This window comes from Phenylobacterium sp., assembly GCF_031984885.1.
Classification (GTDB): domain Bacteria; phylum Pseudomonadota; class Alphaproteobacteria; order Caulobacterales; family Caulobacteraceae; genus Phenylobacterium.
The window spans coordinates 227,082-241,112 of the sequence record NZ_DAMABV010000004.1 but is presented as its reverse complement, the minus strand read 5'-3'; the positions used below and the strand labels follow the sequence as shown (position 1 = coordinate 241,112).

13 protein-coding genes are annotated in these 14,031 nt (G+C 69.4%); 7 read left to right on the top strand and 6 right to left on the bottom strand.

What is annotated here, in order from left to right; genetic code table 11:
* Positions 1-18: 18 nt before the first annotated feature.
* Together RTL41_RS08635 and RTL41_RS08630 are read right to left on the bottom strand one after the other, a co-directional pair.
* The gene (locus RTL41_RS08635) at positions 19-1,293 is read right to left on the bottom strand and encodes an ATP-binding protein (RefSeq protein ID WP_312163330.1); all 1,275 of its coding nucleotides are present in this window, start codon (positions 1,291-1,293) and stop codon (positions 19-21) included.
* A 43-nt stretch (positions 1,294-1,336) separates the two neighbouring features.
* Positions 1,337-2,176 (bottom strand): response regulator transcription factor, encoded by an 840-nt coding sequence (locus RTL41_RS08630; protein ID WP_312163509.1) that lies wholly within the window; start codon positions 2,174-2,176, stop codon positions 1,337-1,339.
* A 38-nt stretch (positions 2,177-2,214) separates the two neighbouring features.
* Here RTL41_RS08630 and RTL41_RS08625 point away from each other — a divergent pair, with 38 nt between their 5' ends.
* Genes RTL41_RS08625 through RTL41_RS08600 form a run of 6 tightly spaced genes read left to right on the top strand, consistent with a single transcriptional unit; the run spans position 2,215 to position 10,024 of the window.
* Positions 2,215-4,488, top strand: a complete 2,274-nt coding sequence (locus tag RTL41_RS08625) for a TonB-dependent siderophore receptor (RefSeq protein ID WP_312163328.1) — start codon at positions 2,215-2,217, stop codon at positions 4,486-4,488.
* Between the two features lie 51 nt (positions 4,489-4,539).
* Entirely contained in the window at positions 4,540-5,220 is a 681-nt protein-coding gene (locus RTL41_RS08620) for a Fe2+-dependent dioxygenase (protein WP_312163326.1), read from the top strand.
* Positions 5,217-6,320 (top strand): alpha-hydroxy acid oxidase, encoded by a 1,104-nt coding sequence (locus RTL41_RS08615; RefSeq protein ID WP_312163324.1) that lies wholly within the window; start codon positions 5,217-5,219, stop codon positions 6,318-6,320. Before RTL41_RS08620 ends, RTL41_RS08615 begins: the two co-directional genes overlap by 4 nt.
* 23 nt (positions 6,321-6,343) lie before the next feature.
* Positions 6,344-7,393 carry an extracellular solute-binding protein gene (locus RTL41_RS08610; RefSeq protein WP_312163322.1) on the top strand — a complete coding sequence of 350 codons (1,050 nt, stop codon included), beginning with the start codon at positions 6,344-6,346 and terminating at the stop codon, positions 7,391-7,393.
* A gap of 22 nt (positions 7,394-7,415) precedes the next feature.
* On the top strand, positions 7,416-9,002 hold the full coding sequence (locus RTL41_RS08605) for an iron ABC transporter permease (RefSeq protein WP_312163321.1): 1,587 nt from the start codon (positions 7,416-7,418) through the stop codon (positions 9,000-9,002).
* Positions 8,999-10,024, top strand: coding sequence for an ABC transporter ATP-binding protein (locus RTL41_RS08600; RefSeq protein WP_312163319.1), 1,026 nt, complete (start codon positions 8,999-9,001; stop codon positions 10,022-10,024). The genes RTL41_RS08605 and RTL41_RS08600 overlap by 4 nt, the downstream gene beginning before the upstream one ends.
* A gap of 42 nt (positions 10,025-10,066) precedes the next feature.
* Here the strand turns inward: RTL41_RS08600 and RTL41_RS08595 are convergent, their stop codons facing one another.
* A complete protein-coding gene (locus RTL41_RS08595) occupies positions 10,067-10,669 on the bottom strand; it encodes a helix-hairpin-helix domain-containing protein (protein ID WP_312163317.1) in 603 nt (200 codons plus the stop codon).
* Between RTL41_RS08595 and RTL41_RS08590 the strand changes: the two genes are divergently transcribed.
* Positions 10,659-11,648, top strand: a complete 990-nt coding sequence (locus RTL41_RS08590) for a zinc-dependent alcohol dehydrogenase family protein (RefSeq protein ID WP_312163315.1) — start codon at positions 10,659-10,661, stop codon at positions 11,646-11,648. The genes RTL41_RS08595 and RTL41_RS08590 overlap by 11 nt on opposite strands.
* Positions 11,649-11,658: 10 nt before the next feature.
* Here RTL41_RS08590 and RTL41_RS08585 read toward each other — a convergent pair whose 3' ends face one another.
* The 3 genes from RTL41_RS08585 to RTL41_RS08575 all read right to left on the bottom strand — a co-directional run bounded on the left by RTL41_RS08585 (position 11,659) and on the right by RTL41_RS08575 (position 13,963).
* Entirely contained in the window at positions 11,659-11,943 is a 285-nt protein-coding gene (locus RTL41_RS08585) for a hypothetical protein (RefSeq protein WP_312163313.1), read from the bottom strand.
* Between the two features lie 73 nt (positions 11,944-12,016).
* Complete coding sequence (locus RTL41_RS08580) at positions 12,017-12,868, bottom strand: universal stress protein (protein WP_312163311.1); 852 nt, start codon at positions 12,866-12,868, stop codon at positions 12,017-12,019.
* A 144-nt stretch (positions 12,869-13,012) separates the two neighbouring features.
* Positions 13,013-13,963 carry a calcium/sodium antiporter gene (locus RTL41_RS08575; RefSeq protein WP_312163309.1) on the bottom strand — a complete coding sequence of 317 codons (951 nt, stop codon included), beginning with the start codon at positions 13,961-13,963 and terminating at the stop codon, positions 13,013-13,015.
* Positions 13,964-14,031: the final 68 nt, after the last annotated feature.

Here is a 14,031-nt window from a genome sequence, read left to right as displayed (position 1 = left end):
AGGCGCGCTTTTGCCGCCTCACGGCGCTCGCGCCGGCAGGCGAAGCGTGGCGCGCAGGCCGCCGCCGGGTCGATTTTCAAGGGCGACGCCGCCGCCCAGCCTCTCGGCCGAGCGTCGGACGATGGAGAGGCCCAGGCCCGCGCCGCCCATCCCGCTGCTGCGGGAGACGTCCAGCCGGTAGAACGGCTGGAACACCTTTTCCAACTGATCGGGTGGAATGCCCGGCCCTTCATCCTCGACCTGGATGATCACCACGCCATTCGAACTCGACAGCGACACCGTGACTTGGGCGCGCTGGTGCAACGCATTCTGCACGAGATTGAGGATCGCGCGCTGCAGCTTGACCGGTCGCGTCACCGCCTCGAGACGCGAGGGCCCGACGTAGCGGATATCGCCGCCGAGATCGAAAGCCTCATCGACGATGGTCTTCACCAAGCTGGCGAGATCGATCGGAGCCTCGGCTTCGGCGTCGGTCCCGCGGAGGAAATCCATGATCGAGGCGATAAACCTCTCCATGTCGCCGAGGTCGTGCTCGACCCCGTCACGGACCTCCAGGGGCTGGATGTCCGGCGCCCTCAGCCTCAGCCGCGCGATCGGCGTGCGCAGGTCATGCGAGACGGCCGCGAGGGACTGCAACCGTTCATCGACCTGCTGCAGCAGGCGCCCGCGCATTGCATTGAACGCCACCGCCGCCTGCCGGACCTCGCGCGGCCCCTCCTCGGGCACGATGACCGACTGATCGCCCTGTCCCACACGATCGGCGGCCTCTGCAAGCCGGCGCAACGGGCGCCCAATCATCCAGGTGAAGACCAGCGCCAGCAGGGCGATGCAGACCGCCAGCAGCAGCAACGGGCCGGCATGACGCGCCAGCGTAGGCGGCGGATGCAGATCGCTGGTCTCTTCGAATTCCAACCAGGAGCCGTCTTCCAACTGAAGGGCGCCTCTCAGCTTGTCGCTATCGCCGATCGACGCCAGCCGAAGGCCCCTGCCGGACCACTCCGGCGCGGAGGCGAGCGCCGTCCGCTTGATTTCATCCAATCGACCGCGTTCGGACCTTGCATCGGGCAGGCGGCTGTCGGGCGACCAACCCACCACCAGCGGATCACGCCAGAGCCGCCGCAGCTCAGCGTCACGAACTTCAGGCGGGAGATCCACGACGAGCCGTTCGGCCACCACCAGATGATCGACCAGCCGCATGGCGTGCGCCCGGCTGGTTCGGTCGTCTTCCGCCCGCCGAAACAGAAGTTCGCTGCCGACGAACTCAAGCAGCAGCGCGACCAGCAGGGTGAGCACGATCCGCGCGCCCAGACCCGTCGGCCAGACCCGGATCCCTCGGCTAGCTATGTTCGACATCCGGCACGAACATGTAGCCGACGCTGCGGACTGTACGGATCAGTTCGACGCCCTCGTCGCCTTCGAGTTTCTGGCGCAGGCGGCTGATCAGGACGTCGATGCTGCGATCGGACGGGCTTCCCAGTCGCGTTCGGGCCATTTCGAGCAGCGCTTCACGGCTAATGACGCGCTGCGGATTTTCGAGCAGACGGATGAGCAGGTCGTACTCCGCGCCCGAGAGATCGACACGAACGCCGGATGCGGCGAACACCTCCCGGCGGCGCAGTTCGACGCGCCAGCCCGCGAAATGGTACCGGCTCGGACGGGTCCGCGAGGCGGAGTGACGCGGGGCGCCGCGGCGCAAGACCGCCCTCACCCGGGCCAACAGTTCGCTGCGGCTGAAGGGCTTGGAGATGTAGTCGTCAGCTCCGAGTTCGAGACCGGTGACCCGATCGGCCTCCTCTCCGCGGGCGCTGATCATGATGATGGCCGGGCCGCTTTCGGACGTCCGGTGCAGCTCGCGGCAGACGTCGAAGCCGCTCATCCCCGGCAGCATCACGTCGAGCAGCACGAGGTCGACCCCGCCGGCCAGAGCGCTCGTCCTCGCCTGGTGCCCGTCGGCGGCGCTGACGACGTGATACCCGTTCTTGCGCAGCAGATCGGACAGCAGGACGCGCATGTTCGGGTCGTCGTCGGCGATCAGGACCGTCGGCGGCGGCGGGGCGAAGACCTGCCTCTCCTGGCTTTCTTGTCTGTTCAGCATCTCAAATGTTTCAAAGTGTTGCTGGCGGCTCCACTCGCGCCTGCGGCCGTTGACACTGCGCCCCGATGACTCCCAGAGCACCTGCAACTGACTATCATTATTTGCCCGGGGGTTCATCAGTGGACAAGACAGCAAGCGACGTCAACGGCGGCTGGAAACTCGTCACCGGCCATGGGGGAACCGCGTTCCTGGCTTGCGTCGGCTTCTTCGCGGCGGCCTCGCCGGCCCTCGCCGAGGCGGAGGCCAACACGGTCAGCGGCGTGACCATCGTCGGCCGCGCCGAGGACAGCGACAAGCGCACGGCGCCGCTGCTCGACACGCCCCAGACCATCAGCGTGATCCCGCACCAGGTGATCGAGGAACAGGGCGCCCGGACCCTGACCGAGGTGCTGCGCAACACGCCCGGCATCAGCTTCAACGCCGGGGAAAACGGCTTCTCGACCTCGACCAACAACTTCAGCATGCGCGGCTTCGACGCCAGCGGATCGGTGTTCGTCGACGGCGCCCGGGACTCCGGCAGCTACAGCCGCGACATGTTCAACGTCGATCGGGTCGAGGTGGTGAAAGGCCCGAGCGCCGACAACGGCCGCGGCAACGCCGGCGGCTACGTGAACATCATCACCAAGAGTCCGCTGACCGAGAACGCCATCAGCGGTTCGGTCAGCTACGGCTTCGACGAATACGATTCCGACGACCGCCGCCGCGCCACGCTCGACCTCAACCAGGTGGTCAGCGAGGGCCTCGCCGTCCGGATCAACGCGATGGTCGAGGACAGCGGCGTCGCCGGCCGCGAGCTGGCGCAGAAGCAGAGCTGGGGCGTCGCGCCTTCACTCGCCATCAGCCTGACGCCGGATCTGCGGGTCCTGCTGTCCTACGAGCACCTGAACCAGGATGACCGCCCGGACTGGGGCGTGCCCGGCGCGGCGATCAAAGACACCGCCGCTTACAATCCCGCCACGTCGGGGTGGTCGCGCGACAGCTTCTTCGGCCTGCGCTCCGACTTCGACGAGACCCGGAGCGACGCCTTCCTCGTCCGCGTCGAGGGCAAGATCGGCGAAAACATCCGGGTCAGCAACCAGACTCGCTTCGCCCAGGTCGAGCGCAACGCCCGCTTCACCGTGCCCACCAGCTTCAATGCCGGTTCCGGGGCGGTCGCCACCCAAACCCAGTTCTACGACCGCGAGAACGAGAGCTTCGGCAACTTCACCAACCTGAGCGCCAGGTTCGGAAGCGACGCCTTGGCGCACAGCATTTCCGCCGGTCTCGAGATCACGCGGGAGACCTCGCGCGCCGATCGCCGCGGCACGTCGAACCCGCCCGCGACGAGCCTGCTCTCGCCCAATCCGGATCGCGCGCCCGGCGCCAACCTGCCGGTGACCGAGGTCGCCTCCGTCACCATCGACACGATTGCGGCCTACCTCTACGACACCGTCTCGTTCGGCGAGCATTGGGAAGTCACCGGCGGCGTGCGGGTGGAGAACTACGACGCCGCCATCAGCAGCCGCACGGCCGCCGGCGCGCTCGCCGGGTTGGGCGGGTTCGACCTCTCCGACACGACCTGGGCCGGCAAGCTCGGCGTCGTCTACAAGCCCGTCGCGAACGGCAGCGTCTACGCCTCGATCGGGACGGCCGCGCAGCCGCCAGGCTCCTACCTGTCGAACCCGGACATCTCGCGCACGGGCGACAACGCCTTTCCAGGCTTCGTGGCCGGCGCCGACACCGTCCGCCTGGACAACTACGAGGTCGGCGTGAAGTGGGCGCTCCTGGAGGGCCGGCTGTCGACCACCGCGGCGCTGTTCCGCACCGTCAAGCGCGACGTGCCGATCACCGGCCGTGACGTCGGCGACACCGCCGACAGCCTGAAGGGCTACGGCGAGCAGATCGTGCAGGGCCTGGAAGTCGGCGTCGCCGGGAAGATCACCGAGGCCTGGACCGTCTTCGCCGGCGCGGCCTGGATGGAGAGCGAGCGCAAGCACAGCGCCTATCTCGATGAAGTCCGCCGCCGCGCCAATCCGGCCGACTACGGGACCGTCCTGCGGACCGACGGCGATCGCCTGGCCTTCACCCCGGACTTCACCGCCAACCTGTGGACGACCTACAGCCTGCCGTTCGGCCTGACCCTGGGGGGCGGCCTGCAGCATGTCGGCTCGTCGTACCTGGGCCGTCCGGACGACGCCAACCGCATCATCCCGAACGGCGCCTTCGGCAAGCTTCCCAGCTATACGATCATCAGCGCCTATGCGGCCTACGATGTCACCGATAAGGTCGAGCTTCGTCTGAACATCGACAACCTGACCGATGAAACCTACGCGGTGTCCACCAACTGGAACGGCAGCCGCGCGACCCTCGGCGCGCCGCGCACGGTGCTGCTCACGGCGGCCCTCCAGTTCTGATGACGGACGCGCGCGCCCGTTCGGTGAAACGATGAAGGAAGATCTCCCCGCATGATGCTGGCGATCCCCGACATCCTCACGCCGGACGAGGCGCGCATGTTCCGCCTCGAACTGGAACAGACGGCCTGGTCCGACGGACGCGCCAGCGCCGGCGCGCTCGCCGGACGGGTGAAGGACAATCAACAGCTTGCCGACGACAACCCGCTGGCCGCCCGGCTCGGCGGGTTGATCCTTGAGCGGCTGGCCCGAAGCGAGCGCTTCATGCAGGCCGCCCTGCCGCTGAAGGTGCTGCCCCCCAGGTTCAACCGCTATGTCGGCGGCGGCGCCTATGGCGATCACGTCGACAGCGCCGTCCTGTCGGTTCCCGGCGCGCCGCTGCGGCTGCGCGGCGACCTGTCGGCCACGGTCTTCTTCAGTGATCCGGAAGACTACGACGGCGGCGAACTGGTGATCGACAGCGGGCTCGGCGAGACACGGGTCAAGCTGCCGGCCGGGCATATGGTGCTCTACTCGGCCCGGACGGTTCACCGGGTGACGCCGGTGACGCGCGGCGCCCGCTTCGCCGCGTTCTTCTGGATCGAAAGCATGGTCCGGCAAGGCGATCGGCGGGCGATGCTGCTGGATCTGGATGAAGCCATCGGCAGCCTGCGCGCCGACACGCCCGACCACCCGGCCGTCCTGCGGCTCACCGGCCTCTATCACAACCTGCTGCGTGAATGGGCCGATACGTGACGGGCGTCCTCCCACGGCTGACGACCATCCCGGCGGAGATCGCCTCCGTGCGGGACTACGAGGCGGCGGCGCGCGATCGCGTCGACGCCGCGACCTGGGCCTATCTGTCCGGAGGCGCGTCGGACGAGACGACCCTGCGCGAAAACCTCGCCGCCTTCGCTCGGACGAAGCTGCGCAGTCGGGTGCTGCGGGACCTCAGCGGCGGGCATTGCCGCCTGGAGCTGTTCGGCCAGACTCTGGACATGCCGATCCTGGTGGCGCCGGTGGCCTTTCATCGCCTCGCCCATCCCGACGGCGAACTGGCGACCGTGCTGGGGGCAAGCGCCGCGAACGCGGCCATGGTGGTGAGCACCCAGGCCAGCGTCTCGCTGGAGGACGTCGCCGCCCAGGCGAAGACGCCGCTCTGGTTCCAGCTCTACATGCAACCGGATCGAGCGTTCACCCTGTCCCTGGTCCGACGCGCCGAAGCGGCGGGCTACCGCGCCATCGTCCTGACGGCGGACGCGCCGGTCAGCGGCCTGCGCGCCCGCGAGCAACGCGCCGGCTTCCGGCTGCCGGCGGACGTGGAGGCCGTGAACCTGCGTGGCGCACCGCCGCTTTCCCACACCGCCGCAGTGGGCGGCGCCGTCCTGCTGAGCGGCCCCTTGCTGGCGGCCGCGCCGACCTGGACCGATGTCGCCTGGCTGCGCGGTCAGACGTCCCTGCCCGTGCTGCTCAAGGGCGTCATGACCGCCGAGGACGCCGCTCAGGCGGTCACTGAAGGCCTCGACGGCCTGATCGTCTCGAACCATGGCGGCCGCATTCTGGATGACCAGCCCGCCACCCTCGACGTGCTGCCTGAGGTCGCCGACGCCGTCGGCGGGCGCATGCCTGTGCTGCTGGACGGCGGCGTCCGCAGCGGCGCGGACGCCTTCAAGGCCCTGGCGCTGGGCGCAAGCGCCGTCCTCGTCGGGCGCGCGGCCATACATGGGCTCGCTGCGGCCGGCGCGCTCGGCGTTTCCCACGTGCTTCACATGCTGCGCGCGGAGCTGGAGCTCGCCATGGCCCTGACCGGCCGCCCGACCCTCGCCGACATCGACCGCACCGCGATCCGCACCTGAACACTAGCCGCCGGAGTTCCCCCATGAGCAACCGCCTCAGCCTCATCGCGTTCGCCGCGCTCGCGCTCTGCGCCTGCAGTCCGCAGGGTTCTGAAAAGGCGGCCAAGTCGGGAGACGGCGGCGGCGTCGTGAACGTCTATACCGCCCGCCACTACGATGCCGACCTGGCCCTCTATGACGCCTTCACCCGCCAGACCGGCGTCAAGGTGAACCGCATCGAGGGGAAACCCGACCAGCTCGTGGCGCGCATGCAAAGCGAGGGGAAGGCCAGCCCCGCCGACGTCTTCCTCGCCGCCGACGCCGGCGCGCTCTGGCGCGCGCAGAACGCGGGCCTTCTGCAGCCGACCAGTTCCAGGGCGCTGAACGACGCCATCCCCGCCAATCTGCGCGATGCGGAAGGGCGCTGGTTCGGCTTCTCGCGCCGCGCCAGGGTCGTCGCCTACGACAGCACCAGGGTCCAGCCGGAGGAGGTCGACACCTATGAAAAGCTCGCCTCGCCGCGCTTCAAGGGGAAGCTCTGCGTGCGATCGGCCGACAGCGTCTACAACCTGTCCCTGGTCGGCGCGCTGCTCGAGGTCTGGGGGCCCGAGAAGACCGAACAATGGGTGCGCGGCGTCGTGGCCAACATGGCCCGTCCGCCGGAGGGCGGCGACCGCGACCAGATCCGCGCCGTAGCGGCCGGCGTCTGCGAAATCGCCCTGACCAACAGCTACTACTACATCCGCATGGCCAGCGGCGATGACGCCAAGGACAAGGCCATGACCGACCGCGCCAAGTTGGCCTTCCCCTCGCTCGAGGGCCGCGGCGCGCATGTGAATGTCTCTGGCGGCGGCGTCGCAGCCAATGCGCCCAATCCCGAGAACGCCGTGAAGTTCCTGGAATTCCTCGCCTCGAACGAGGCCCAGACCACCGTGTCGCGGATGAACTACGAGTTCCCGGCCGTCACGGCCGTGCCGGCGCCGGCGCCGGTCGACGCCTACGCCAGCTTCACGGCCCACCCGATGTCGGTGGCCGCCTACGGCCCCCGTCAGGCCCAGGCCCAATCCCTGATGAGCGCGGCGGGCTGGCGCTAGGGCTGCCCGTGTAGGCTGGAGAATGGTCGCCCTCGCGCTCCACCGGACGTACTCGCCGCTGCGGACGCTGGCCCTGCTCGCGGCGGCCGTGGCCGTGCTGCCGCTGGCCGGCGTGGTCGCGGCCGCCGCCGGCGGAGGCTCGGCCGACATCGCCATGCGCGAACTCGGCCGCTATGCGGCCAGCTCGGCGATCCTGGCGGCACTGGTCGCGATCATCACCGGCGTCGTCGGCACGCTCGCGGCGTGGCTGGTGGTGAATCACAGCTTTCCGGGCCGAGGCGTCTTCGCCTGGGCTTTGGCCCTGCCGCTGGCCGCGCCAGCTTTCGCCATCGCCTATGCCTATGCAGACCTGCTGGATATCGCCGGCGACCTACGCATATGGCTGCGCGCAAGCGCGGGGTTCGACCTTCCCCTCAATATCCGGACCCTGCCCGGCGCGGCCTTCGTCCTCTCGTGCGCCTTCTACCCCTACGTCTATCTCGCCATGCGCGCAGCGTTCGTAAACCAGTCCGCGCAGGCGCTCGAGGCGGCCCGCGTCCTGGGCGCGCCGCGGGCCCGGACCTTTTTCCGCATCGCCCTGCCGATGGCCAGGCCCGCCCTGGCGGCGGGCATGGCCCTGGCGGTCATGGAGACGCTGGCCGACTACGGCGCCGTGCAGTTTCTCGGGGTCCAGACCCTGACCACGGGGGTGATCCGCGCCTGGTTCGTCTACGGTTCGTTGGCGTCGGCCGCGCAGTTGGCCCTGCCCCTGCTCGGCGTCGCGGCCTTGCTGTTGTGGCTCGAACGCCTGAGCCGCCGCGGCCGCACCCATGACACCGGTCGGGCGCGCTGGCGGCCGCTCGAACCCATAGGCCTCGGCCGCGTCAAGGGCGCCCTCGCCTGCGCCTTCTGCCTGTCGCTGGTCACGGCCGGACTGTTGCTGCCGGTGGGCGTGTTGGCGGCTTCAGCGCTGGAGACGACGCCCGAATGGCCGCGCCTGACCCAGGCGGCGGGGCGATCGCTGCTGCTGGCGGCGCTGGGCGGCGCGGCGACCGTGACCGCCGCGCTGTTCCTCGCGTTAGGAGCCGCGCGCCTGCCGGTGACGGCGCGGATCGCGAGCCTTGGCTACGCGACGCCTGGCGCGGTCATGGCCGTAGGCCTCCTGTTGCCGGCCGCCTGGGCCTGGACGCTCGTGCCTGGCGGCGCCTCAAATCTCGTCCTGGGCCTATTGCTGCTCACCTATGCCTATGTCGCCCGCCTCATGGCGGCGGCGCTGGAGCCGATCGAGGCGGGCCTGGCGCGGGTGTCGCCTTCGATGCTCGACGCCGCCCGCAGCTTGGGGCGCGGCGAACTAGGCGCCGCATTCGCGATCCAGGCTCCAATGGCGCGCGGAGCCATCGCCACCGCCTGGCTGCTGGTGTTCATCGACGTGCTGAAGGAGCTGCCGGCCACGCTGATCCTGCGGCCGTTCAACTTCGACACCCTGGCGGTGATGGCCGACAACTACGCCCAGGACGAACGGCTGGCCAACGCCAGTTGGCCCGCCCTGCTCATCATCCTCGCCGTGCTGCCCGCCGTCCTCTGGCTGAACCGCAAGATGGCCCAGGCCCGCCCAGGAACCTCCGCTTGACCGCCGCCCCGCCCGACCTCTCCGTCCAGGCCGTCACCAAACGCTATGGCGCCCGGATAGCCGTCGACGCCGTCGACCTGGACCTTCGGCGCGGCCGGATCACCGGACTGCTAGGCCCATCGGGCTGCGGCAAGAGCACGCTGCTGCGGCTGATCGCGGGACTGGAGGTTCCCGACGCGGGCCAGATCATCGCCGCTGGCGCCGCCCTGTCCGGACCGACCGGGTTCGCGCCGCCGGAACACCGGGGCGTGGGCCTGGTCTTTCAGGACTACGCCCTGTTCCCGCACATGACGGTCCTGGAGAATGTCGCCTTCGGCCTGCGCGGCCGGCCAGGCGCGCAGCGCCGGCGCATCGCCATGGATCTCCTCCAGCGGATGCGTCTGCAAGATCGCGCCGACGCCTGGCCGCATATGTTGTCGGGCGGAGAACAGCAGCGCGTCGCCCTCGCCCGCGCCCTGGCCCCGCAGCCGGCCGTGATCTTGCTGGATGAACCGTTCTCAGGCCTCGATCGGCACCTGAAGGGCGAGCTCCGCGACACCCTCCTGGCCACTCTGCGTGCGGCCGAAGCCGCTGTGTTGGTCGTCACCCACGACGCCGAGGACGCCCTGCTCATCTCCGACGACCTGGCGTTGATGCAGGCTGGAAAGATCCTGCGCCGCGGCGATCCGGAGGACTGTTATCGGCGTCCTGGTTCGATCGCGACCGCGCGGATGCTCGGCGATATCAACGTCCTCTCCGTCGACGTAAGGGCCGGCCGCGCCTGTACGCCGTTCGGCGCGTTCGACGCGGGGGCCCTGCCCGACGGACCGGCCGCACTGCTCGTGCGTCCCGAGGACCTTCAGGTCGCCGATGAAGGAGCCGTCGCCAGGATCGAAACCGTCCGGTTCGCCGGCGCCACACGCGAGGTGAGACTCGTGCTCGACGGCCAGGCCGTGCGCATCAACATGACCACCGCCCCTCCACCGGTCGGAAGTCTGGTTCGCCTGCGGATGGTCGCAAACGCGGGCCTCGTCGCAAGCTGATCGGCGCAGTCCACCAGCCTGCAGGCGCCGCGCACCGGCCGATCAACGGCCCGTCTTGCGTGAGGCCGCCCGCAGGAGCCTTGCCTCGAGTTCCGGCCCGAAGCTCGCCAGGCGGCCCACCTCGCCGGCCGCGCACGCCTTGACGAGGTCTTCGACCGTCGTGACGCCGAGCCGGTCGCGCAGCTCGGCCAGCCGTTTCGGCCCCAGTTCGGGGATCGCCGACAGCTTGACGAGCGCCTCGGGCATCTGGGCCTCGGTTTCGGCGAGCGCCGAAAGCCGCCCCGTGGTGCAGATCTCCTCGATCTTCTCGGCCAGGTCGGCGCCGATGTCGGGCAGTTCGGAAAGGTCGCGGCCGGCCGCGACCATCTCGGTCATCTTCCCGGGGAAATCCTCGATGGTCGCGGCCGCGCGCCGGTAGGCGCGGACCCGGAAGGGGTTCGCGTTCTGCAGTTCGAGAAGCTCGGCCATGCGGTAGAACAGCCAGGCGACATATGCGTTGTGAACAGCCATGCAGGGTGCGCTCCGTTCGCCTACTACCCTACCGGCCCCGCCGAGCGCCGCCTTGCCTTCGATCAATGCCGCAGGCGGGCGAAGCGCGATTGTGGCGGCGAGCTGCGTCGAGGAGACGTGAACGATGTACGCCATGCTGCTGCGGGGCGCCGGCGCGCCGCTGGAAAGGGTTGCGCGGCCCGACCCCGAGCCGGCCCCAGGCGAGCTCAGGCTCCGGGTCCTGGCGTGCGGGGTCTGCAGGACCGACCTGCACCTCGCCGACGGCGACCTGCCGATCGAGGCCCCGGTCGTGCCAGGTCACGAGATCATCGGGAGGGTCGAGGCGCTCGGCCCCGGCGTGAGCGGGTTCGCGCTGGGCGATCGGGTCGGGGCGCCCTGGCTGGGACACACCTGCGGCGTCTGCCCCTACTGCGCAGAAGGGGCGGAAAACCTTTGCGACAGGCCCCAGTTCACCGGCTGGACCCGGGACGGCGGCTATGCCGACAAGGTCGTCGCGGACGCACGCTACTGCTTTCCCATCCCCGACAATTACAGCGATGCGGAGGCGGCGCCGCTGATGTGCGCCGGCTTGATCGGCTATCGGTGCTGGCGAAAGGCCTGCGAAAGCCGCCCGGTCGTCAATCTCGGCCTTTACGGCTTCGGGGCGGCCGCCCACCTGCTCGCGCAACTGGCCATCGCCGACGGGCAGTCCGTGTTCGCGTTCACGCGGCCCGGCGACGACGCGGCCCAGGCCCTGGCGAGAGAGCTCGGATGTCTATGGGCCGGCGGCTCGGACCAACGCCCGCCCACGGAGCTCGACGCGGCGATCATCTTCGCGCCCCTCGGAGAGCTGGCGCCGCTGGCGTTGCGCGCGGTGCGAAAGGGTGGAACCGTCGTCTGCGGCGGCATCCACATGAGCCCGATCCCCAGCTTTCCCTATTCGCTGCTGTGGCAGGAACGCCGGCTGGTCTCGGTGGCCAACCTCACGCGCCAGGACGCGGAAGAGTATCTGCCGCTCGCCGCCAAGGCCGGCGTCCACGCCCAGACGACGATCTACCCGCTGATCGAGGCCAACACGGCCCTGGACGACCTGCGTCACGGCCGCTTCACCGGCGCGGCCGTGCTCGTGCCCTGACGCTCTCGGCTCAGGAGGGAGTCTCGGTGGTCGTAACTGGAGCCGCCGACGCGGCCCAGACCTTCAGCGGCAGCAGCCACATCTCGCCCATGGCGGTGCTCCAGTCGTGGAACAGGTTGAAACCGAGATTGGCCTCCGCCTGGGCCGCCTCGACCGGATCGCTCGCACCGGCCAGGCGGCTCCAGAACCTGGCGTAGTCCCGCGAGAGATGGTCGCCGAGCCAGACGACGGAAAACGGCCAGGGCAGGACCGAGGCCGCGGGGGACGCGATCGGGGTCGTCATTTCTTCAGACATAACGGTCTCCTTCGCTTTCATTCTCGTCGAAAATCGCCATCGCCGACTTGCGCGAGATCAATGGCCGCCAGCGCTAGTGCGCCAGCATGATCGGCGCTGGGGCGGACTCGAGCATGCTCTGGGTGGCGCCGCCGAGGATGAACTCCCGCAGACGCGAATGGCCGAAGGCGCCCATCACCAGGAGATCGGCGGACTGCGCCTTCAGATAGCGCTCCAGCACCTTGCCGATCCGCGCGCCCTCCGCGTCCACCTCATCGAGGAGGGCGGGGATTCCATGGGCCTGAAGGTGACGAACCGCTTCGGCTCCTGCGCCGGCGACGGTGACCGGCTTCTCGTTGAGGATCGTCAGGACGCGCACCTCCTTGGCGTGAGCCAGGATCGGGAGGGCGTCGGCCAGGGCCCGCGCGGCCGGACGCCCGCCGTCCCAGGCGACCACCACATGATCGAGCCGGCCTGACGGGGGGGATTGGTCCGCGGACGTCTGGGCGACGAGGACCGGGCGTCCCGATCCGAAAATCAGACCGTCGGCGACGCTGGCCTGGCCGTCGATCCTCGATGCGACAGGCACGATGGTCAGGTCGCGCGTGCGCGCCACAGTCACGGTGTGCTCGGTCACGTCGACATAGTGGGCCAAATGGTGCAGCCGGTCCTGGAACACCCCGGCGCCCCTGGCGCGCGCCTCGAAGTGCGCGAGCAGTTCATTGGCGGCCTGACGGCTCTTGGCCTCCTCGGCCCGGGCGAGGTCGGAAATGCCGATCAATCGCTCGGCCGCCCAGTTGGTCGGGGCCGGAATCTTCACCTCGACAGCCAGGGCCGACACCTTGCCCCCGATCCGTGCGGTGAAATCCACGGCCCAATCGACGGCCGCCGGCCGTGTTGGCTCAGTATAGCAGTCGAGTTGCAGCAGGATGTCGTTCAACGCCATGTGCAGGGTTCCTTCCTGCCGCCACATTGAGCGCATGCGACCGTGGGGGCCTTGCGCGAGATCAAGGCCGGGACACTTGAACGCCGCGCCGCCAGGCCAGGTTGCGGACGTTCCCGTGACAAGCGCAGGCCCTGGCGATGAAGCTTACGTGCGCGCCACCAGCAGGTAGGTGAGATAGAGCGCGTAGGCGCCGACGAAGGCGCCGCCCTCCCAGCGCGAAACCCGGCGGCCGGAAAGGAAGACCGGCGCGCAGACCAGCGCCACGACCACCATGATCGGAATGTCTATCGCGATCAGCTCGGGCGGGACGGGAATGGACGAGGGTATCAGCGCGGTGCCGCCGAGAATGATCAGGATGTTGTAGATGCTGCTGCCGAGGAGGTTGCCGAGCGCGATCTCCCGCTCGTTCTTCAGCGTCGAGACGATCGTGGTGGCGAGCTCGGGCGCAGACGTGCCGATCGCGACGATCGTCAGTCCGATGAAGGCGTCCGAGACCTCCCAGATGCGGGCCAGCCTCACCGCGCCGTCCACGAGCCAATCGGCGGCGACGACGATGACCGCGATGCCGACGAGCAAGCTGGCGGCGCTGCGCGCGATCGCCAGATAGTCCGGCCGGCGCCGGCGCGGCGCGGGATACTCCTGCTCGAATTGGCGCCGCACCCGGCGGCTCTCGCGCCGGGCAATGACGACCAGGGCGACCGTATAGGCGACGCCCGCCAGGACGAGGACGACGCCGTCCAGGCGCGACAGCGATCCGTCGAACGCCAGGGCCAGCATCATCAGGGCGGCGACGATCATCACAGGCAGATCCAGGTGGATGGTCTGCATCTGCAGTTCCAGCGGCCTCATCGCCGCGCTCAGGCCCAGGATCAGCAGCAGGTTGACGGTGTTGGTGCCGGCGATGTTGCCGACCGCCAGCGCGCCGGCGCCGCGCAGGGCCGCGTCCACCCCGACGGCGAACTCGGGCGCGCTCGTTCCCACGGCGACCACGGTCAGGCCGATCAGGATCGGAGGAACGCCGAGCTGGGCCGCCAGCTTGCCGCCTCCCCGCGTCACGAATTCAGCCCCGACCAGCAACACGACGAGGCCGGCCAAGCAGAGCGCCAAGGGCCCGATCATCATCCCTCTCTGGGCAATGGGAGGTCAGCCTACACAAAAGGTGG